Here is a 19,938-nt window from a genome sequence, read left to right as displayed (position 1 = left end):
TTCACCCTTCAGCAAGCCGCGTGCCAAACCGCAAAAAGCGCGTAAATCCGCCATTTTTACACCCGTGCCGCACCTATGACATGGCATCCGTTGCCTTGATTTGGTGAAATATGCTAAAACTTGGCCATGGATCGGGAAGTTCAGTTCATCGGCCAGTCCGGCGCGTTTCTTGACGCCGTCGAACGCGCCAGCCGCGCCGCGCCCATGCGCCGTCCCGTGCTGGTGATCGGCGAGCGCGGCACCGGCAAGGAACTGATCGCCGAAAGATTGCACCGCCTGTCGACCCGCTGGCAGGAGCCGCTGATCACCCTGAACTGTGCTGCACTGCCAGAAACCCTTATAGAAGCTGAACTTTTTGGCCACGAAGCCGGTGCTTTCACCGGCGCGACGCGCGCCCGCGCCGGCCGTTTCGAGGAAGCGGACAAAGGCACGCTTTTTCTCGACGAACTGGCGACCTTGTCGATGAGCGCGCAGGAAAGGCTGCTGCGCGCGGTCGAATATGGCGAAATCACGCGGATCGGCGCCTCGCGTCCGGTGCGCGTGGACGTCAGAATCGTCGCCGCGACCAACGAAGACCTCCCAAAAGCCGCGGAAGAAGGCCGTTTTCGCGCCGATTTGCTCGATCGGCTCAGTTTCGAGGTCATTACCCTGCCCCCGCTGCGCGTGCGCGAGGGCGATATCGCGGTTCTGGCCGATTACTTCGGACGGCGCATGGCCGCCGAGCTGCACTGGGATTCCTGGCCCGGCTTTGCCCCCCACGCGGCGCGGCAGCTGGAAGACTATGCGTGGCCCGGAAACGTCCGCGAGTTACGTAACGTAATCGAGCGCGCGGTCTATCGCTGGGACGATTCTGGTGCCCCGATCGCGCATATTCAGTTCGATCCGTTCGAAAGTCCATGGAAGCCGGCGTCTCTGCCGCGCATCGCGGAGGCCCCGTCGCCCGCGCCGGCAGCCTCGCCAAGAATGGCACAAGATTTTGATTTTATTGACGATCTTCGCGGCGCTGTGGACGCGCATGAGCGCGCGATCCTGGAACACGCGCTCGGACGGCACCGCTACAACCAGCGCCAGACCGCAAAAGCGCTGGGCCTGAGCTACGATCAGCTCCGGCACTGCCTGAAGAAGCACGGTCTGCTCGAAAAGGGCGATTAGTTACGTAACGAAACGGATTTTGTTACGTAACAATAGGCCATTTCATCACGTAACGCGCGCTGCCAGACCCGCCAGCGCCGAAATCGGTTCCCCCCTGCCTGTACGATGTTCTAAGCCGCCGCCATGTCGCTCACCCGCCTCACCTTGCGTCATTTTCGCAACCACGTGGCGACGCGCCTGGAAGAAACGCGCGATTTCAATATCTTGGTCGGCGAGAATGGCGCCGGCAAGACCAACGTGCTCGAAGCGGTCTCGCTGCTGGCGCCCGGACGCGGTTTGCGCCGGGCGCAGCCCGCCGAAATGGCCGGGCGCAGCGGCGATGGAGGCTTCGCCGTGGCGGCGGAACTGGAAGATGGCGCGGTCACGCTCGGCACGGCCAGCACGGAAGACGCTCCAAACCGCCGGAATGTAAGGATAAATGGTGCGGAAGGGCCGGCAGCACGGTTGGCCGAGTGGCTCTCCATCACCTGGCTGACCCCGGCCATGGACCGCCTCTTCGCCGAAAGCGCGGGCGGACGGCGCCGCTTCCTCGATCGGCTGGTGCTGGCGCGCCTGCCCGGACACGCCCGAAATGCCGGCCGTTACGAGACGGCGTTGCGCGAACGCAACCGCCTGCTGGCCGATCCGGACGATCCCGATCCGCTGTGGCTGGACGCGCTCGAAAGCCAAATGGCTGAAAACGGAGCATTAGTTGCTGCGGCCCGGCGCGATCTGGTGGCCGACCTGACGCGCGCCATCGCGGTGCTGCCGGAGCGGCCTTTCGCCCGTCCGGCGCTCGAATATGCCTCCGAAACGCCTTCGGACGGCGAAGAATTGCGCATTTTGTTACGTAACAACCGCCGCCGAGACCGTGCGGCGGGGCGCAGTTTGACCGGTCCGCACCGCGATGACCTGGCCGTGACCCTCGCCGCCAAGCAATCGCCCGCCGCGGACTGCTCCACGGGCGAGCAAAAGGCCATGCTCATCGCGATTGTGCTGGCCCACGCACAGCTCACCGCCGGCGAGCGGCCCCGCCTGCTGCTGCTGGACGAAATCGCCGCGCATCTCGATCCGCTGCGCCGCGCGGCACTGTTCGAGCGGTTGGCGGCATCGGGCGCGCAAGTGTGGATGACCGGCACCGAACTCGCCCCGTTCGAGGAAATCGCAGGCGGCAGCGCGGTGTGGCGCGTGGCGGACGGCGTGGCCACGCGGGCCTGATCAGGCCCCGTGCCTGTCCTCCGCCGCCTTCAGCGCCTTCGCCACATCGCCCTGCGTGGCCACCACGATGCGATCGATTCCTTGCGCGTTTGGGTGGATATTATCGCCCAATAACAACGCTTTGTTGCCGATCACGGGTTGCAGGAAGAACGGCACCAGCGGCACGTCGTACTTCTTCGCCAGCGCCGGCCAGATCGGGTTGAACGCCCGTGTGTAGTCCGCCCCCATGTTGGGCGCGGCGAGCATTCCGGTGAGCATCGCGGGCAACCCGCGCTTCTTCAATTCGGCCAGGATCGCATCGAGATTGGCGCGGGTTTCGGCCGGTGGCAGCCCGCGCAGCATGTCGTTGCCGCCCAGCCCCACCAGCACCAGCGCGGGCTTTACGGGCTGGTTGTCGAGCGTGAACGCCAGCCGTTGCAAGCCGGCCGCCGTGGTATCGCCGGAGACGCCCGCGCCCACCACTTTCACCGGCGTTCCCGCCGCGTTGAGCGCCACCTGCAGCTTCGCCGGATAGCTCTCGTCCTGCCGGAGCTGGTATCCGGCGTAGAGGCTGTCGCCGAACGCCAGGATCACCGGCGCGTTGGCGGGAACGGGCGCGGCCGAAACCGCCGTCGTTGGGGACGCGGAAGGCTCTGAATCCGCAGTCTTTTCGCCCGAACAGGCGGCCAGCGACAGGACAAGGGCGATAACGAGCGGGAAACGGCGCATGGGGGCTTTCTGGATCGGACGGCACAGGTTGCGAAGCGCAACCAATCTATGCCACTCCTGCGCGGTGACAAGCACCTCTCCGATCATCTCCGCCCGCAACCTGACCCTCCATCTCGGCTCCGGCGAGGGCCGCGTCGACATCCTGCGCGGCATCGACCTCACCGTCGGTGCGGGCGAGATGCTGGCGCTGCTCGGCCCCTCCGGATCGGGCAAAAGCTCGCTTCTGGCCGTGCTCGCGGGGCTGGAACGCGCCAGCGGCGGCGCGCTGGAGGTGGCGGGCGCCGATTTCACCGCGCTCGACGAGGACGGCCTTGCTGCCGCGCGGCGCGGGCGAATCGGCATCGTCCTGCAGGCGTTTCACCTCCTGCCGACGATGACCGCGCGCGAAAACGTCGAAACGCCGATGGAACTCGCGGGAATGGCCGGGGCCGCAGCGCGGGCGGAGGCCGAACTCGGTGCCGTGGGGCTGGGCCACCGCCTGAATCATTATCCCGCGCAGCTTTCCGGCGGGGAACAGCAGCGCGTGGCCATCGCCCGCGCGCTGGCGCCGCGCCCGGCGATCCTGTTCGCGGACGAGCCGACCGGCAATCTTGACGCGGCGACCGGCGCGGCGGTGGCGGACCTGCTGTTCCAGCGCGCGCGGGAAGCCGGGGCGACGCTGATCATGGTCACGCACGACGAGGCGCTGGCCGCCCGCTGCGGCCGCGTGGTGCGGCTCGCCGATGGCGAAATCGTTTCGGATTCAACACGATGACGGCAAGCCGGATGGGCTGGGGCACCGCCTGGCGGCTGGCCCGGCGCGGGCTCGACTGGCGCTTTCGCGGCCTGCGGCTGCTCCTCGTCTGCCTGGTGCTGGGCACCGCCGCGCTGGCCGCGATCGGCACGCTGACCGGCGCGATCGAGCGCGAATTGACCAGCCGGGGCCGCGTGCTGCTGGGTGGCGACCTGCAATTCACGCTGGCGCAACGCGCCGCGTCGGACGCCGAAATGGCGGCGATGCGCGCGCTGGGCACGGTTTCGGCCGGCACGCGGCTGCAGGCGATGGCCCGGCTGCCGCAGGGCGACGACGTGGCCGTTCCGGTGGAACTGAAAGCGGTGGACGCGCGCTGGCCGCTCTATGGCGCGCTCACGCTGGAAGGCGGCCGCCGGGCCGGCGCCCCCACCGGCATGACCGCGTGGATCGCCGCTGGCGTGGCCGACCGGCTGGGCGTGACGACCGGCGGAAAACTGCGGATCGGCGATGCCCTGCTGACCATCGGGGGGGTGATCGCGGACGAGCCGGACCGGCTGTCCGAAGGGTTCTCGCTTGGCCCCACCGTGATCGTCAGCCCGGAGGCGCTGGTCGCTTCGGGGCTGGTCCAGCCCGGATCGATGATCCGCGCGAAATACCGCGTCCGCCTGCCCGCCGGTGGCGCGGCCGCCGATCCGCAAGCGCTGGCCGATGCCTTCACCGCGCGCTTCCCCGTGGCCGGGTTCGAGGCGCGCACGCGCGACAAGGCATCGCCGGGGCTGGACCGCTTCGTCGGGCGCATGGGGCAGTTCCTGGTGCTGGTGGCGCTGGCGGCGCTGTCGATCGCCGGGATCGGCATCGGCAACGGCGTGTCCTCCTATCTCGAAGCGCGACGCGGCAGCATCGCCACGCTCAAGATCCTCGGCGCAGAAAGCGGCGATATTGCAAGGATTTACCTGCTGCAGATGGCCGTCGCCTCGGCCATCGCGATCGCCGCCGGGCTGCTGATCGGCGTGGCCACCACGCCGCTGCTGGGCCGCGCGCTTTCCGGCCTGCTGCCGGTGGAAACGGGCGTGGTGATCGACGCGAAAGCCCTGCTGCTCGCCGCCGCCTATGGCGCGCTGATCGCGCTGACCTTCGCCGCGCCGCCGCTGATCCGCGCGCGCGAGTTTCCGGCGATGGCGCTGATGCGTGCCCGCGTCAGCCCACTGCGCACGCGGTGGCGCGCGGCGGTACGGTCCATGGGCTTGCCGGTCGGGGCGGGGCTTGCCGGCATCGCCGCGCTGGCGATCGCAACCGCGCCGCAGAAGGAACTGGCGGCGGGCTTTCTCGGCGGATCGGCGGCGCTGTTCGTGCTGCTGGCGGCCCTCGGACTGGGCCTCGCCCGGCTCGCCGCGCGCCTGCCGCGTCCGCGCGGGGCCATCGCGCGCATGGCGCTGGCCAACCTGCACCGCCCCGGCGCGCAGACCGGCGCGCTGGTGGTGGCGCTGGGCTTCGGCCTGTCCGCCTTCGTGCTGCTGGCGGCGGTGGAGACGAGCCTCGATGCCAATATCGCGCGGCGCGTGCCCGATCGCGCGCCAGATTACTTCGTGCTCGACGTGCCGCGCGATGGCCTTGCCCGTTTCGAAACGGTGGTGCGCCACGCCGCACCCGGTGCGACGATCCGCACCGTCCCCGCGCTGCGCGGTACGATCGTCGCCTATGGCCCGCAAGACCGGATGGTGCGCGTGGCCGATCTCAAGGAACTGCCCGAGAACGCCTGGGCGCTGCGCGGCGACCGGGGCCTGACTTATGCCGAGACGGTGCCGGAGGGGAACACTCTCACCGCCGGGCAGTGGTGGCCGAAGGACTATGCCGGCGAACCGCTGGTCTCGGTCGACGCGGACCTCGGCAAGGCGCTGAACCTGAAGCTGGGCGACCGGATCACGGTGGGCCTGCTGGGCGTGGAGCGCACCGCCACGATCGCCTCGTTCCGGCAAATCGACTGGGAAAACATGGGCTTCAACTACGTGCTGGTGTTCAGCCCCAACGCCATTGCCGATGCCCCGCACAACCTGGCCGCCACGATCGAGCTGCCCCACGCGGCGAAATCGCCGGGCGTGCGCCGCGCGATCCTGTCGGGCCTCGTCCGCGCGCTGCCATCGAGTTCGGTGGTGGAGATCGGCCCCGTGCTGAACCAGGCGCGCGACATCCTCTCGCAGATGGGCACGGCGATCCTCGCCGCCGCGAGCGTCGCGATCCTGGCCGGCATGGCGGTGCTGGCCGGCGCGATCGCCGCCGCGCGCGAGAGGCGACAGTACGACAACGTGATCTTGCGCGTGCTGGGCGCCAGCCGGCGGCAATTGCTCACGCTGATCCTCGCCGAATACGCGCTGCTCTGCGCGGTATTGGCCGTGATCGCGCTGGCGCTGGGCTGCGGCGCCGGCTGGCTGGTGATCGTGCGCCTGTTCGACTTCGCGTGGATGCCCGGCTGGACGCGCATCCTGGCCGTGCTGGGGGCCGGGGTCGCGCTGGTGCTGGTGCTGGCGCTGGCCGGTTCGCTGAGCCTGCTCCGCACGCGCCCCGCGCAGGCTTTGCGCGAGCTTTAGGGCATGACATCCGTTCGTCATTGCGAACGCACGTGAAGCAATCCAGAGTGCCGCGTGCGGCTCTGGATTGCCACGGGGCTTCGCCCCTAGCAATGACGATACCGCCCGATCTCGCAGGTGACCTATGGATTTCGACGACCAGATGCGCCGCTATTTCGGCACGACCGAGCTGGAAACGCTGACCCCGGCGGCGCTGGAGAGCGGGAAGGAGCGGCTGGCGGTCGAGTTCGGGCTGGAGCGCGACCGGGGCCGGCGCTTCGCGATGTGGGCTCTGATGCACATCCTGGGCAACGCGCCCGATCTCGACGTGGCGTTCAAGGACCCGGCGGATCAGGACATCGCCCGCGATTTCATGGACATGCTGGCGCAGGCGAGCGGTGGTTAGGGTCAGGACCCATTACTGGCGCGGTCGAGGCGTCCAAATGGCGAACATATCGGGCCGAAATGCGCGCCGCGAAGGCTGGTTGCCTTTGCAAGCGCCTTTCGGTTCGAGATGGAAGCCATTTGGACGTCCCGCAGGGATTTGATCAAAATGGCCCGCTGCGGCGTCGAGAGGGCTTGAAATATTGACATATTCCTGCGCCCTCTCTCCTTGCAACAGGCCATTTTGTTTCAAACCTCGATCGCGCCAGTAATGGGTCCTGACCCTATCCCCATTACCGGCCGCGATAGGCGGGCACGCCCTGGTCGGGCAGCCACAACCCTTCCGGCGACGCGCCGGACTGCCAGAACACGTCGATCGGAATGCCGCCGCGCGGATACCAGTAGCCGCCGATGCGCAGCCAGCGGGGGCGCATCTCGTCGAACAGGCGCTGGCCGATGCCGACGGTGACATCCTCGTGGAAGCCGTTGTGGTTGCGGAACGAGCCGAGGAACAGCTTGAGCGCCTTCGATTCCACGATGGTTTCGCCGGGGGCGTAGTCGATCACCAGATGCGCGAAATCGGGCTGGCCGGTGACCGGGCAGAGCGAGGTGAATTCGGGCGCCGCGAAGCGCACGAGATAGAGCGCGCCGGGGCGCGGGTTGGGCACATAGTCCAGCACCGCCTGTTCGGGCGAGGCTGGCAGCGTGCTCGTCTGGCCGAGGTGGAGGGGTCCGTTTGCAGCCATGGGGCCTTCCTTGGGAACTAGGTCTATGGCCGCAGCCCATGCACCCGCCGTCGAACAAGGGCAAGCCGGCGGATTGCCTCGCGCGGGCAAGGCGCTATTCAGGCGCGCTTGCGTTCCGCTGGCGCGCGAAGCGGCGGACACACGGCAAGACCATACGGACGGGACGAATGACGGCAGGGTTCAAGGGCGGTAGACGGTGGAAACGCGCGGTGGCCGGGGCGGCGATGGCGCCGGCGATCGTGGCGGCGCTGCTGGCGCACGGCCCGGCCGCGCGGGCGCAGCAGGACTACCAGTTGCCCAGCGCCACGCCGACCCCCACACCGCCACCGCGCGCCGCCGGTCCGGTGGCGGAAGGCGCGCCGCCGCCCACGCCGGTCGCCTCGCCAACCGGGACGCCACCCGTCATCGTGCTGCCGACACCGCGCGCTACGCCCAGGCCTGCCGCATCCCCATCCCCCGCAGCAGACCGGCGCGCCCCACCCGAGGCGCGCGCGCCGGAACCGCGATCGGCAACGCCTTCTCCCACCCCCTCCCTCACGCCCTCCCCGGCCGCTTCGGCAACACCGGAGCCGCTGCCCGAAGCTGCGGCCTCCGCCGTGCCCGAACCCGAAACCGCGCCTTCAGGGGCGCCTGTCGCCAGCACGCCGGATACCAGCGGATGGCTGCGGTGGGTCGGCGGCGGCGCGCTGGCGCTCGCGGTGCTGGCGCTGGCTGCCCGGGCGCGACGGCGGCGGCCAGCCGCTCCGGACGAGCCGGCGGAAGTGCAGGAGGCAGAGGCGGAGAGAGCGCCTTCGGTTGCAGCGATGCCGGTCCCCCACCCCGCGCCAACGCCCCTTCCGCCGCCGCCTGCGCCCGCACCTTCCCCCGTGGCGCCCGCAGCCGCTCGTGGCCTCGTGCTGACACTCGAAGCGGTGCGGCTGGGCGCGACGCTGGTCAACACCACGCTTGCCTATCGCCTGACCGCGACCAACGCCGGGCCGGACGCGCTGAGCGACATCGCAATCAGCGGCGACATGATCGCGGCGCACGCCTCGCGCTCGATGGAAGAACAACTCGGCATCGCCGGGCCGGAACTGCCGCCGATCGGCCGCATCGAACGGCTGGGGCCGGGCGAAAGCGCCGTTCTGGAAGGCGAATTCCGCCTGCCGCTGGCCGCGGTCACGCCGATTCGCCATGGCCAGGCGCAGCTTTTCGTGCCGGTGGCGCGGTTCGATGCCTGGGCCAGCGACAGCGCGCACCGCGCCGTGTCGGCCCGGGCCGCGTTCCTGGTCGGGCAGGATAACGCTACGGCATCCGACCGTCTCCAGCCGTTCCGGCTCGACCTTGGTCCGCGCGTGTGGGACGCGATCGGGCAGCGCGCGCTCGAAATACCCGAAACGCTCTGAATCGTTCGTTTTTCAGTCTCGACGCGTCTTGGCCGCCTGCCTAAGTATAAGGGGAATCCGCGATAGACGGATCACCCATGCAGGCAGGAACAACCACGATGGATCCCTTGGTCTCGACCCAGTGGCTCGCGGACGAAATTGGCGCGAGCGATTTGCGCATCGTCGACGCGAGCGCGTTTCTTCCCGAGCAGAAACGCAATCCCGCGCTGGAATACGAAGCCTGCCATATTCCCGGCGCGGTCTTCATGGACCTCGCCAATCTGGTCGACACCACCGCGCCGGTGCCGAACACCCTGCCATCGGCCGAAAAGTTCGCCAGCCGGATGCAGAGCCTGGGCCTGGGCGACGGCAGCCGCATCGTGCTCTACGACGACAGCCCGGTGAAGAGCGCCACGCGCGCCTGGTTCATGCTGACCATGTTCGGCGCGCAGAACGTCGCGCTGCTCGATGGCGGCATCGCCAAGTGGAAGGCCGAGGGCCGCCCCTGCGCGCAAGGGCGCGAAACGCTGCGGCACCGCCACTTCACGGTGTGGAGCGACGAAAGCCACGTCCGCTCCAAGGCCGACGTGCTGCGCAACCTGAAGGACCGGCGCGAACAGGTGATCGACGCGCGCGGCGCCGGGCGCTTCACCGGCGAACAGAAGGAAACCAACCCGGCCTTGGCCAGTGGGCACATCCCCGCCTCGCGCAACGTGCCCTATGCCAGCCTGTTCCGGCCGGACGGAACCTGGAAAAGCGCCGACGAGATCCGCGCGCTGTTCGACGCGGCCGGAGTGGACCTGTCGCGCCCGCTGATCAGCTCGTGCGGATCGGGCATGACCGCCAACGTGCTGATCTTCGCGCTGCACCTGATCGGCAAGGACGACGTCTCGCTCTACGACGGCAGCTGGTCCGAATGGGGCGCCGATCCGGCGACGCCGAAGGAAACCGGGCCGCAGCCCGCCGTGCAGCCGGCCTGAACCTGCCTTCCTGATCTTGGCCGCCTGAACTGGCGCCTCGAAAGCCCGCGCAAGGTTTGCTAGGGGCCAGCGATGAGCAGCACGCGCGACGATCGCCCCCTGAAGCCCGCCACCCGCCTCGCCGCCGCCGGCCGGCGGCCCGAATGGACCGGCACCGCCGACCAGCCGGGCGCGGTGGTCAGCCCGGCGGTATGGCGCGCCAGCACCCATCTCTACCCCGACATGGCCGCGCTGCGGCAGGGCGGCGCGCGCAACGACGACGGGCGGTTCTATTACGGACGCCGCGGCGCGCCGACGCAATGGGCGCTGTGCGAGGCGCTGACCGAACTGGAGCCGGGCGCGGCCGGCACGGTGCTCTATCCCTCGGGCGTGGCCGCCATTGCCGGCGCGCTGCTGACGGTGCTGCGCCCCAGCGACGTGCTGATGCTGACCGACAACGCCTATGAGCCCAGCCGCGCGATGGCGCGCGGACTGCTGCGCGATTTCGGCGTGGAAACGCGCTGGTTCGATCCGTGCGACACCGTCGCGTTCGAGGCGGCGATCTGCGAACGGACGCGCGCCGTGCTGCTCGAATCGCCCGGCAGCCTGACCATGGACGTGCAGGACGTGCCCGCCATGGCAGCGATCGCCCGTGCGCGCGGGATCGTCACCGTGTTCGACAACACCTGGGCCGGGCCGCTTGGTTTTCCGGCGCTGGAACGAGGCGTGGACATCACCGTGATGTCGCTGACCAAGCATGTCGGCGGCCATTCCGACGTGATGATGGGCAGCGCTGCGGCCGGGGCGGAGTGGTACCGCAAGCTGCGGCTGCGCGCGCAGGGGCTGGGGCAGGTCGTCTCGCCCGATGACGCGGCGCTGGTGCTGCGTGGCCTGCGCAGCATGAACGTGCGGCTCGACCGGGAGACCGCAAGCGCGCTGGCCATCGCGCAATGGCTGGAAACGCGGCCCGAAGTGGCGCGGGTGCTGTGCCCGATGCTGCCGGGATCGCCGGGGCATGATCTGTGGACGCGCGATTTCACCGGGGGCTGCGGCCTGTTCAGCTTCGTGCTGAAAGGCGGCACCAGCGCGGCGCGCGACGCGCTGATCGATGCGCTGGCGCTGTTCGGCATCGGCTATAGCTGGGGTGGCTTCGAAAGCCTGGCAACGCCGGTCGATCCCGCCAGCATCCGCACCGCCTCCGCCTGGCCGCTGCCGGGCATGGACGCCGCCGACCGCTTCGGCGTGCGCCTGTCGATCGGGCTGGAAGACGCCGGCGACCTTATCGCCGACCTGGAAGCCGGGCTGGCGGCCTGGGCGGCGGCGCTGTGATGCTCAATTCCGCCATGCTCGCCGCGGTCATGTCCGATTCCGCCGTCCACGGGCAGGTCGTGCACGGCTGGGCCAAGTTCCGCCGCGATGCGCGCGCGTTCATGGACGTGCTCGACGATTACGGCTTCGACATCGGGCACTATCACATCTCGGTGTTCAACGCCGCGAAGATGGTGCTGGTGGTCGTGGCGATGTTCATGATCGCGCGGCTGGGCAGCCGGATCGCGCGGCATCTGTTCTCGCGCATGACCAGCCTCGACAGCGCGCAGCAGGTGCTGGGCGAAAAGCTGGTTTCGCTGGCGGTGTGGGTCTTCGCCTTCCTGCTCGGCATCGACCTGCTGGGCATCAGCCTGACCGCGCTGACGGTCTTTTCCGGCGCGTTCGGCCTTGCCATCGGCTTCGGCCTGCAGAAGACCTTCGGCAACCTGATCGCCGGGATCATCCTGCTGATGGACCGCTCGATCAAGCCGGGTGACGTGATCGCGGTGAACGACGGCAAGGGCAGCAGCTTCGGGCAGGTCCGCAAGATCGGCATCCGCGCGGTCTCCGTCGCCACGCGCGACAACCGCGAATACCTGATTCCGAACGAAAACCTGATGACCAGCCAGGTCGAGAACTGGTCCTATTCCTCGCGCGAGGTCTCGATCCAGATCCCGGTGGGCATCGCCTATGGCAGCGACATCGACCTGGCCGAACGGCTGATGCTGGAAGCCGCGCGCGGGGCGAACCGGGTGCTGGCCGACCGACCGCCCGGCGTACTGCTCAGCGCCTTCGGTCCCAATTCGATCGACATGGTCATCGTGTGCTGGATCGGTGATCCGGAAGAGGGCGTGGGCAACGTCCGCTCCGAAGTGCTCAAGCGGGTGTGGCACCTGTTCCGCGAGAACGGCATCGAGATCCCCTATCCCCAGCAGGACGTCTCGCTCAAGGATTCGGAAGGGCTACGCCGGCTGGCCGATGCGCTGGCGGCGCGGCATGAGTCGCGCGATCCGCCCGAAACCGGCCCCGCGCAGTGAACCGGCAGGGCGGGATAGTTCGCCCCTAAAGTTCGCCCCTAAAGTTCGCCTAGGCCGCCCCCAAACCATTCTCGCTGGTGCGAAAGGGCGGGGGCGCCCATCTGGCCCTCATGAAGAATCCCGCCCCCACTCCCGGAACGGTCTATCTGGTCGGTGCCGGCCCCGGCGATCCCGACCTGCTGACTCTGCGCGCCGCGCGGTTGCTGATGCGCGCCAAAGTGGTGGTGCATGACGGGCTGGTCGATCCTGCCGTGCTGGCCATGGCGCCGCGCGGCGCGCGGTTCGTCTCGGTGGCCAAGCAGCGCTCCCGCCACACGATGAAGCAGAGCGACATCAACGCCCTGCTGGTGCGCGAGGCGCGGCAAGGGCACGACGTGGTGCGGCTGAAAGGCGGCGATCCGTTCGTGTTCGGGCGCGGCGGCGAGGAAATGGAAGCCTGCGAGGCCGCCGGCGTGCCGGTGGAAGTGGTCCCCGGCGTCAGCGCGGCGCTGGGCGCGGCGGCGGCGGCGCGCATCCCGCTGACCCACCGCGAGAACGCCAGCATCGTCAGCTTCGTGGCGGGCCAGTGCAAAGGGTTATCCGACCAGAACTGGGCGGGCCTTGCCGGCGTGGGCCGCACGCTGGTGATCTACATGGGCGTCGCCACCAGCGAGGCGATCGCGGAGAAGCTGATCGCGGACGGGCTTGCGCCCACCATGCCGCTGGCCGTGGTCGAGAACGCGGCGCGGCCAGACATGCGCGTGCTGCGCGGGCCGCTCGCCGGCCTGGGCGATCTGGTCGCGCGCGAAAAGGTCAAGAGCCCGGCGCTCATCATCATCGGTGAGGTCGCGGCGCGGGGAGAAACGATGGAACTTGCGAAGATGGCCCGGGCGGCCGGGGAGACGGTGCTGTGAAAGTCCTGACCGGCAACGATCTCAAGACCGGGGACGTGATCTGGTGGACCGGCGAAGGCTGGTCGCGCCACGTCAACGATGCGGTGGACGCGGGCGAACACCCCGAAGCGATCCTCGCGCGCGAGGAAGCCGCGCAGCGCGTGGTCGGCTCCTACGCCATCGACGCATCGGTGACCGGCGAAGGCGTGCGCCCCGCGCATATCAAGGAACGCATCCGCGCGCTTGGCCCCACCGTCCGGCTCGACCTTTCCCTCAAGCCCGCCGACCCCGCCGCCGGCAACTGGGTGATCTGACATGTACCAGTATGACCAGTACGACCAGGCCATGGTCGATGCCCGCGTCGCGGAGTTCCGCGATCAGGTGAACCGCCGCCTGGCCGGGGAAATGACCGAGGACCAGTTCAAGCCGCTGCGCCTGAAGAACGGCCTTTACCTCCAGCTGCACGCCTACATGCTGCGCGTGGCGATACCCTATGGCACGCTCAATTCCGCGCAGATGCGGATGCTGGGCGATATCGCCGACAAGTACGACCGCGGCTATGGCCACTTCACCACGCGCCAGAACATCCAGTACAACTGGATCAAGCTGGAAGACGCGGGCGATATCCTGGCTGACCTTGCCAGCGTGGAAATGCACGCGATCCAGACCAGCGGCAACTGCATCCGCAACACCACCGCCGACCAGTTCGCCGGCGCCGCCGCCGACGAACTGGAAGACCCGCGCCCCTATGCCGAACTGCTGCGCCAGTGGTCCACGTTCCATCCGGAATTCGATTACTTGCCGCGCAAGTTCAAGGTCGCCATCATCGGGTCCGACACCGATCGCGCGGCGATGAAGCTGCACGACATCGGCATCCAGATCGTGAAGAACGCGGCGGGCGAGATCGGCTGCCGGTTCTACGTCGGCGGGGGCATGGGCCGCACGCCGATGATCGCCCCGGTTATCGGCGATTTCGTGCCGCCGCTGCAGATGATCAGCTACCTGGAAGCGTGCCTGCGCGTGTACAACCGCTATGGCCGGCGCGACAACAAGTACAAGGCGCGGATTAAGATCCTGGTCCACGAGATCGGCGCGGACGAATACCGCCGCCAGGTGGAAGAGGAATTCGCCCATATCCTGACGCTGGGGCTGGAACCGCCGCCGGCCGAGCTGGAGCGGATCAAGGGCTATTTCGCCGATCCGGGCTTCGAGACCGGCCTGTCCGGGGACATCGACCGCAGCGATCCCGATTTCGCGCTGTGGCTGGACCAGAACGTCCATGCGCACAAGCAGCCGGGCTATGCCATCGTCACCATCAGCCTGAAGCCCACCGGCGGCATTCCGGGCGATGCCAGCGCCGACCAGATCCGCCTGATGGCCGATCTCGCCAAGGCGCATTCGTTCGACGAACTGCGCGTGACCCACGCGCAGAATATCGTGCTGCCCCATGTGAAGAAGGCCGATCTCTACGCGCTGTGGCAGAAGCTGGACGCGGCGGGCCTCGCCAGCGCCAACTTGGACCTGATCAGCGACATCATCGCCTGCCCCGGCCTCGATTATTGCAGCCTCGCCAACGCCCGCTCGATTCCGGTGGCGCAGAAGATCAGCGAACGCTTCGCCGATCTGGGCCGCCAGCGTGAACTGGGCGAGCTGAAGCTGAAGATTTCGGGCTGCATCAACGCCTGCGGGCACCACCACGCCGGCCACATCGGCATTCTGGGCGTGGACCGCAAGGGCGTGGAGAACTACCAGCTCCTGCTCGGCGGATCGGAAGGCGCGGACACCTCGCTCGGCACGATCACCGGCCCCGGCTTCAACGAGGACGGCATCGTCGATGCGGTGGAGAAGGCTACCGACGTCTATCTGGCCCAGCGCACCGACGGGGAGCGCTTCCTCGATACCTACCGCCGCATCGGCATGGCCCCGTTCAAGGAGGCGATCTATGGTTGAGAACGCGCTGCGTTATCGCGATGACGAACCTGTGGCCGATCCGGCCGTGACCGTGGACGCCTTCGCCGAACAGACCAACGCCTCGGCCGTGCGGATCGAACCGGGCGACGATGCGCGCATCCTGCTGCCGCATCTTGGCCGGTTGAGCCTCGTCGAGGTGAATTTCCCCGCCTACACCGACGGGCGCGGCTATTCGGCGGCGCGCATCCTGCGCGAACACGGCTATGACGGCGAACTGCGTGCGGTGGGCGACGTCCTGCTGGACCAGCTTTCGCACATGCGCCGCTGCGGCTTCGACAGCTTCGCGCCCAATCAGGCGATCGATCGCGCGGCGGCGGACAAGGCGCTGGCTACCTGGCCGGAGGTCTACCAGAAGACGGTCGATGGCCGTGCGGCGATCTGGGCCAAGCGGCACGGGCTGGCCTGACATGGCGGAAACGGCGGCGCGCAAGCAGGATGCCCGGGCGCAGGGCCGGCGCGTCGATCGGATCGACACCGCGCCGCGCTTCACCGAAACCGACGCGATCCGGCTGAACAACCTGTTCCGCGGCAGCGACACGCAGGACATGCTGCGCGGCGTGCTGCGCGACCGGCTGGCCGGCGATCTTGCCGTCGTGTCCAGCTTCGGCGCGGAAAGCGCGGTGCTGCTCCACCTGATCGCGCAGATCGATCCGGCCACCCCGGTGCTGTTCCTCGAAACGCACAAGCATTTCCCGGAAACGGTCGCCTATCGCGACGAACTGGTGGCGCACCTGGGGCTGACCGGGCTGCAGATCGTGGAGCCGGACGCCGAGGTGCTCGCGAAGAAGGACGACAACGGCCTGCGTTGGTCGTGGGACCCGGACGGCTGCTGCGAAATCCGCAAGGTCCAGCCTCTGGCGCAGGCGCTGCTGCACTTCGATGCCTCGATCACCGGCCGCAAGGGCTTCCAGTCCGCCACGCGCGCGGGGCTGCCCCGCTTCGAGATCGACCATTCCGACGCGCAGGGCCGCCTGAAGATCAATCCGCTGGCGAGCTGGACCAAGGACGACCTCGAAGGCTGGATGGACCGGCATGGGCTGCCGCGCCATCCGCTGGTGGCGCTGGGCTACCCCTCGATCGGCTGCGCGCCCTGCACCAGCAAGGTCGCCCCCGGCGAAGACCCGCGGTCGGGCCGCTGGAAGGGCTGGGACAAGACCGAATGCGGCATCCATGTGCCGGGATCGACCGACAGCAGTTCCGGCATCGACGACGTGCCACCGGGATACGATCCGATCTTCTGATATGCTTCCCAGGGCCTGGGCAGCGCTCAACCGAGCGCGTCCAGCCATTCCGCGATCATGCGGCGCCCGGCGGAAACCGCGCCCGGCCCATGCGCCTCGTGCGCCGCGCGCAGCGTTTCCGGGCTGTGGCCGGCCTCCGCGACATCGTCCGGCGACTGTTCGATCCAGGCGTCGAAGCGGGGGTCCTCGCCCATCTCCGCGTGGAATTGCAGCGCCAGCAGATTGCGCCCGCGCCGGAACGCCTGGTGGCGATAGACGTGGCTCGACGCCAGCAGTTCCACGCCTTCGGGCAGGTCGAACGTATCGCCATGCCAGTGCAGCACCGGCACGCCTTCGACATGGCGCAACGGGCTGTCCCCGGCGTGGACGCTGACCGGATGGAAGCCCACTTCCCGGGCGCCGCCGGGATAGACAGCAGAGCCCATGGCGGCGGCGATCATCTGCGCGCCGAAGCAGACACCCAGCGTGGGCCGGTCCGCTTCCAGCCGCAGCGCCAGCCGGCGCATCTGGCAACGTATCCACGGGTGGTCCTCGTGTTCGTAGACCCCCATCGGGCCGCCCATCATGATGAGCAGGTCGGGTTCGCGCAGATCGAGCGAGCCAAAGGCCGGGTCCGACACGTCGATACGGTCGACCGCGTAACCCGCCTGCTCGATCGGGTCTCGATAGCCCGCCACCCCCTCGTGGGGAACGTGGCGAATGATCAGCGCTGTCTTCATCTTGCCTTTGGTCACCCATCCGCAATCTGGTGTCAAAACCCCGTTTCCGGGACCGGCCAGCCTACAGGCCGAGCCGGTCCCAGAAGTCGGTCGCCGTGACCGCCGCCGGCCGGGGGCGCCCTTCGCCACTGTCGCCACGCGCCCATGAGGGATGAGGCAATGGCGGCACGGCCCGACGGCGCGGAATGCGCGCCAGTGGGCCGGACCGGGACGGGGATGGTGACGACTGGGCTGCTCTCGACATTCGCATTCTCCTGTTCACGGAACACGAAGCTGGCGAGGTCGCCCGGGTTCGTGCGCTTTAGCCGTTGGTGACGCGGAGCAAGCTGACATCCATCAAAAGCCGCGGTCCGGACGGCGAAGGGAGAGGGAAGCGTCGCCCGGACGCGTTATATCTACCTAATCAGTTGAGTTTATCAAGAACAGGCTTGCTTGGGCCGGGCAAAGCCTGGCTTTGCCCACGCCGATTCCTGCGGAACATGGTTCAGGTGCCACCGCGAGCAGCAGGGCTTCGCGGCGCTCTGGCGGGGCAAGCAATGGTAAACAAAGGTCTTTTTCGAGCACGCCGCACGGCCCGCTCTTAACCACTTTTTAGCCAGACCTAGTGTATCCCCATTAAACACAATCCTGCGGAACAACACCGATGGTCTCTGCCGAATATCAACAGGTCGATTTGAGCCAGCGCCGTAAGGCGCGCCGCACACAGGTGGCTGCCGACGCCAAGGTGAGCGGCGACATGCTGGGCAGCGCGCTGTGCAAGATCGTGGACATTTCCACGCACGGATCGCGGATCGAAACCTATTCCGAACTCAGCCCCAACGCCGACATCTGCCTGCGCATTCCGCCGAACATCCTGGTCGATGCCAAAGTGGTCTGGACGAACGGCTATGTTTCCGGTTGCCAGTTCCTCAAACCCATCGCCGAGGACCTGCTGGAAGCCGTTTTCGGCATCCTCCCTCAGGGTCGCGCCCACGCGCATTGACGTCCGACCTTCCCGAGCTTCCTCCCGAGACCCCTCCGGATCACCGTCTGGAGGGGTTTTTGCATGGCGATCGCCGCGAAAGGGCGGGAAAGGGGCCAAAACGCGAAGGCCCGCCACGCGGGCGTGCGTGGCGGGCCAGCTTTCCTCCCCAGGAAAGTTCCGTGCGGGATCAGCGCCCCATCGCGCTGCCGAGCCGGTGGTAGAGGTTCGAGAACTTCACCGATTCCGGCTGGTCCTCGATCGCCTTCAGATAGTGCAGTACGGCTTCGCGGATCAGCTTGAAGTCCTCGGTCGAGAGGACCGCGCGGGCACGTGCAGGTTCAGCCATGGTGGGTCTCCTTCTTGGATCTTCGGGGCTTGATTGCCGCGAGGATTGCTTTGCCAGTCCGCCGGGGCTTAGGCGGCGAACTGGTTCATCGTGTTGTGGGCGCCGCCGGCCTTGAGCGCGGCTTCCCCGGCGAAGTATTCCTTGTGGTCGTCGCCGATGTCGGAGCCGGCCATGTTCTGGTGCTTCACGCAGGCGATGCCCTGGCGGATTTCCTCGCGCTGGACCTGCTTCACGTAGCCCAGCATCCCCTCTTCGCCGAAATAGCGCTTGGCGAGGTTGTCGGTGCTGAGCGCGGCCGTGTGATAGGTCGGCAGCGTGATGAGGTGGTGGAAGATGCCCGCCTCGCGCGCCGCGTCCTTCTGGAAGGTGCGGATGCGCTCGTCGGCCTCGACGCCAAGCTCGGTGCCGTCGTAGTCCACGCTCATCAGGCGCGCCCGGTCATAGGCGGAAACGTCCTTGCCGGCCGCTTCCCAGGCGTCGAACACCTGCTGGCGGAAGTTCAGCGTCCAGTTGAAGCTGGGCGAGTTGTTGTAGACCAGCTTGGCGTTGGGGATCACCTCGCGGATGCGGCTGACCATGCCGCCGATCTGGCCGATGTGCGGCTTTTCGGTTTCGATCCACAGCAGGTCCGCGCCGTTCTGGAGCGAGGTGATGCAATCGAGCACGCAGCGGTCCTCGCCGGTTCCCGGACGGAACTGGTAGAGGTTCGAAGGCAGGCGCTTGGGCTTCACCAGCTTCCCGTCGCGGGTGATCAGGACGTCGCCGTGGCCAAGGTTAGCGGTATCGACGTCCTCGCAATCGAGGAAGCTGTTGTACTGGTCGGCGATGTCGCCCGGCTCGCGGACGAAGGCGATCTGCTTGGTCAGGCCGGCACCCAGCGAATCGGTGCGCGCCACGATGATCCCGTCATCGACGCCCAGTTCCATGAAGGCATAGCGGACGGCGCGGATCTTCGCGAGGAAGTCCTCGTGCGGAACGGTGACCTTGCCGTCCTGGTGCCCGCACTGCTTCTCGTCCGAGACCTGGTTCTCGATCTGGATGCAGCAGGCGCCCGCCTCGATGAACTTCTTGGCCAGCAGGTAGGTCGCCTCGGCATTGCCGAAGCCGGCGTCGATGTCGGCGATGATCGGCACAACGTGGGTTTCGAACTCGTCGATCTTGTGCAGCAGGCGGTGGGTGTTGACCGCGTCGCCCGCGGCCTTCGCCGCATCCAGATCGCGGAACAGCATGCCCAGCTCGCGCGCGTCGGCCTGCTTCAGGAACGTGTAGAGTTCCTCGATCAGCGCGGGAACGCTGGTCTTTTCGTGCATCGACTGATCCGGGAGCGGGCCGAACTCGCTGCGCAACGCGGCAACCATCCAGCCCGAAAGATAGAGGTAGCGGCCCTTGGTGGTGCCGAAGTGCTTCTTGATGGAGATCATCTTCTGCTGGCCGATGAAGCCGTGCCAGCAGCCCAGCGACTGCGTGTAGTTCGCGGGATCGGCGTCATAGGCAGCCATGTCGCGGCGCATGATCTTGGCAGTGTAGCGGGCGATGTCGAGACCGGTGTGGAAGCGGTTCTGGAGGCGCATCCGCGCGACCGATTCCGGTTCGATGCCATCCCAGGTCTGCTGGAACGGGCCGATCGCCTTGCCGGCTTCGACGATGGTCTGGTGGTAGGTCATGGTATCCGA

The 19,938-nt window shown here is 67.9% G+C and carries 20 protein-coding genes; 15 read left to right on the top strand and 5 right to left on the bottom strand.

The window, feature by feature from the left end:
* Positions 1-126 precede the first annotated feature (126 nt).
* Together pspF and recF are read left to right on the top strand one after the other, a co-directional pair.
* Positions 127-1,152 carry a phage shock protein operon transcriptional activator gene (gene pspF / locus NMD1_RS09655; RefSeq protein WP_125954547.1) on the top strand — a complete coding sequence of 342 codons (1,026 nt, stop codon included), beginning with the start codon at positions 127-129 and terminating at the stop codon, positions 1,150-1,152.
* A 123-nt stretch (positions 1,153-1,275) separates the two neighbouring features.
* Positions 1,276-2,349 carry a DNA replication/repair protein RecF gene (gene recF / locus NMD1_RS09650; protein WP_125954546.1) on the top strand — a complete coding sequence of 358 codons (1,074 nt, stop codon included), beginning with the start codon at positions 1,276-1,278 and terminating at the stop codon, positions 2,347-2,349.
* Here recF and NMD1_RS09645 read toward each other — a convergent pair whose 3' ends face one another.
* The gene (locus tag NMD1_RS09645) at positions 2,350-3,057 is read right to left on the bottom strand and encodes a GDSL-type esterase/lipase family protein (RefSeq protein ID WP_125954545.1); all 708 of its coding nucleotides are present in this window, start codon (positions 3,055-3,057) and stop codon (positions 2,350-2,352) included. It abuts the gene before it with no gap.
* A gap of 64 nt (positions 3,058-3,121) precedes the next feature.
* On the opposite strand from NMD1_RS09645, the gene NMD1_RS09640 reads away from it, so the two are divergent.
* The 3 genes from NMD1_RS09640 to NMD1_RS09630 all read left to right on the top strand — a co-directional run bounded on the left by NMD1_RS09640 (position 3,122) and on the right by NMD1_RS09630 (position 6,760).
* On the top strand, positions 3,122-3,811 hold the full coding sequence (locus NMD1_RS09640; protein ID WP_125954544.1) for an ABC transporter ATP-binding protein: 690 nt from the start codon (positions 3,122-3,124) through the stop codon (positions 3,809-3,811).
* Entirely contained in the window at positions 3,808-6,375 is a 2,568-nt protein-coding gene (locus NMD1_RS09635; protein WP_125954543.1) for an ABC transporter permease, read from the top strand. Before NMD1_RS09640 ends, NMD1_RS09635 begins: the two co-directional genes overlap by 4 nt.
* A gap of 124 nt (positions 6,376-6,499) precedes the next feature.
* Positions 6,500-6,760, top strand: a complete 261-nt coding sequence (locus NMD1_RS09630) for a hypothetical protein (RefSeq protein WP_125954542.1) — start codon at positions 6,500-6,502, stop codon at positions 6,758-6,760.
* A gap of 271 nt (positions 6,761-7,031) precedes the next feature.
* Here the strand turns inward: NMD1_RS09630 and queF are convergent, their stop codons facing one another.
* Positions 7,032-7,484: a preQ(1) synthase gene (gene queF, locus NMD1_RS09620; protein WP_125954541.1), complete on the bottom strand. Its 453-nt coding sequence runs from the start codon at positions 7,482-7,484 to the stop codon at positions 7,032-7,034.
* Between the two features lie 167 nt (positions 7,485-7,651).
* Here queF and NMD1_RS09615 point away from each other — a divergent pair, with 167 nt between their 5' ends.
* From NMD1_RS09615 to NMD1_RS09575, 9 genes are all read left to right on the top strand, one after another.
* Entirely contained in the window at positions 7,652-8,869 is a 1,218-nt protein-coding gene (locus tag NMD1_RS09615; protein ID WP_125954540.1) for a hypothetical protein, read from the top strand.
* Between the two features lie 98 nt (positions 8,870-8,967).
* Positions 8,968-9,828: a 3-mercaptopyruvate sulfurtransferase gene (gene sseA / locus NMD1_RS09610; RefSeq protein WP_125954539.1), complete on the top strand. Its 861-nt coding sequence runs from the start codon at positions 8,968-8,970 to the stop codon at positions 9,826-9,828.
* Positions 9,829-9,900: 72 nt separating this feature from the next.
* Complete coding sequence (gene metC / locus NMD1_RS09605) at positions 9,901-11,136, top strand: cystathionine beta-lyase (protein ID WP_125954538.1); 1,236 nt, start codon at positions 9,901-9,903, stop codon at positions 11,134-11,136.
* Positions 11,136-12,152 carry a mechanosensitive ion channel family protein gene (locus tag NMD1_RS09600; RefSeq protein ID WP_375600797.1) on the top strand — a complete coding sequence of 339 codons (1,017 nt, stop codon included), beginning with the start codon at positions 11,136-11,138 and terminating at the stop codon, positions 12,150-12,152. The genes metC and NMD1_RS09600 overlap by 1 nt, the downstream gene beginning before the upstream one ends.
* Before the next feature lie 110 nt (positions 12,153-12,262).
* Positions 12,263-13,045: a uroporphyrinogen-III C-methyltransferase gene (cobA, locus tag NMD1_RS09595; protein WP_125954537.1), complete on the top strand. Its 783-nt coding sequence runs from the start codon at positions 12,263-12,265 to the stop codon at positions 13,043-13,045.
* Positions 13,042-13,338 (top strand): DUF2849 domain-containing protein, encoded by a 297-nt coding sequence (locus tag NMD1_RS09590; RefSeq protein WP_124811110.1) that lies wholly within the window; start codon positions 13,042-13,044, stop codon positions 13,336-13,338. Before cobA ends, NMD1_RS09590 begins: the two co-directional genes overlap by 4 nt.
* A gap of 1 nt (position 13,339) precedes the next feature.
* Positions 13,340-14,974 (top strand): nitrite/sulfite reductase, encoded by a 1,635-nt coding sequence (locus NMD1_RS09585; protein ID WP_125954536.1) that lies wholly within the window; start codon positions 13,340-13,342, stop codon positions 14,972-14,974.
* On the top strand, positions 14,967-15,401 hold the full coding sequence (locus tag NMD1_RS09580) for a DUF934 domain-containing protein (RefSeq protein ID WP_125954535.1): 435 nt from the start codon (positions 14,967-14,969) through the stop codon (positions 15,399-15,401). Before NMD1_RS09585 ends, NMD1_RS09580 begins: the two co-directional genes overlap by 8 nt.
* Before the next feature lies 1 nt (position 15,402).
* The gene (locus NMD1_RS09575; RefSeq protein ID WP_125954534.1) at positions 15,403-16,236 is read left to right on the top strand and encodes a phosphoadenylyl-sulfate reductase; all 834 of its coding nucleotides are present in this window, start codon (positions 15,403-15,405) and stop codon (positions 16,234-16,236) included.
* Between the two features lie 26 nt (positions 16,237-16,262).
* On the opposite strand, the gene NMD1_RS09570 is transcribed toward NMD1_RS09575, so the two are convergent.
* Positions 16,263-16,955: a glutamine amidotransferase gene (locus NMD1_RS09570; RefSeq protein WP_125954533.1), complete on the bottom strand. Its 693-nt coding sequence runs from the start codon at positions 16,953-16,955 to the stop codon at positions 16,263-16,265.
* A gap of 643 nt (positions 16,956-17,598) precedes the next feature.
* On the opposite strand from NMD1_RS09570, the gene NMD1_RS09565 reads away from it, so the two are divergent.
* Entirely contained in the window at positions 17,599-17,937 is a 339-nt protein-coding gene (locus NMD1_RS09565; RefSeq protein WP_124811115.1) for a PilZ domain-containing protein, read from the top strand.
* 169 nt (positions 17,938-18,106) lie between these two features.
* Here the strand turns inward: NMD1_RS09565 and NMD1_RS21355 are convergent, their stop codons facing one another.
* Positions 18,107-18,265: a hypothetical protein gene (locus NMD1_RS21355; protein ID WP_168196035.1), complete on the bottom strand. Its 159-nt coding sequence runs from the start codon at positions 18,263-18,265 to the stop codon at positions 18,107-18,109.
* Positions 18,266-18,333: 68 nt separating this feature from the next.
* Positions 18,334-19,929, bottom strand: a complete 1,596-nt coding sequence (locus tag NMD1_RS09560) for an isocitrate lyase (protein WP_124811116.1) — start codon at positions 19,927-19,929, stop codon at positions 18,334-18,336.
* Between the last annotated feature and the right edge of the window lie 9 nt (positions 19,930-19,938).

Origin of the sequence: Novosphingobium sp. MD-1 (assembly GCF_001014975.1) — a bacterium.
Lineage (GTDB): Bacteria > Pseudomonadota > Alphaproteobacteria > Sphingomonadales > Sphingomonadaceae > Novosphingobium.
The sequence above is the reverse complement of the archived record's forward strand: the minus strand, read 5'-3'. Positions and strand labels throughout refer to the sequence as shown.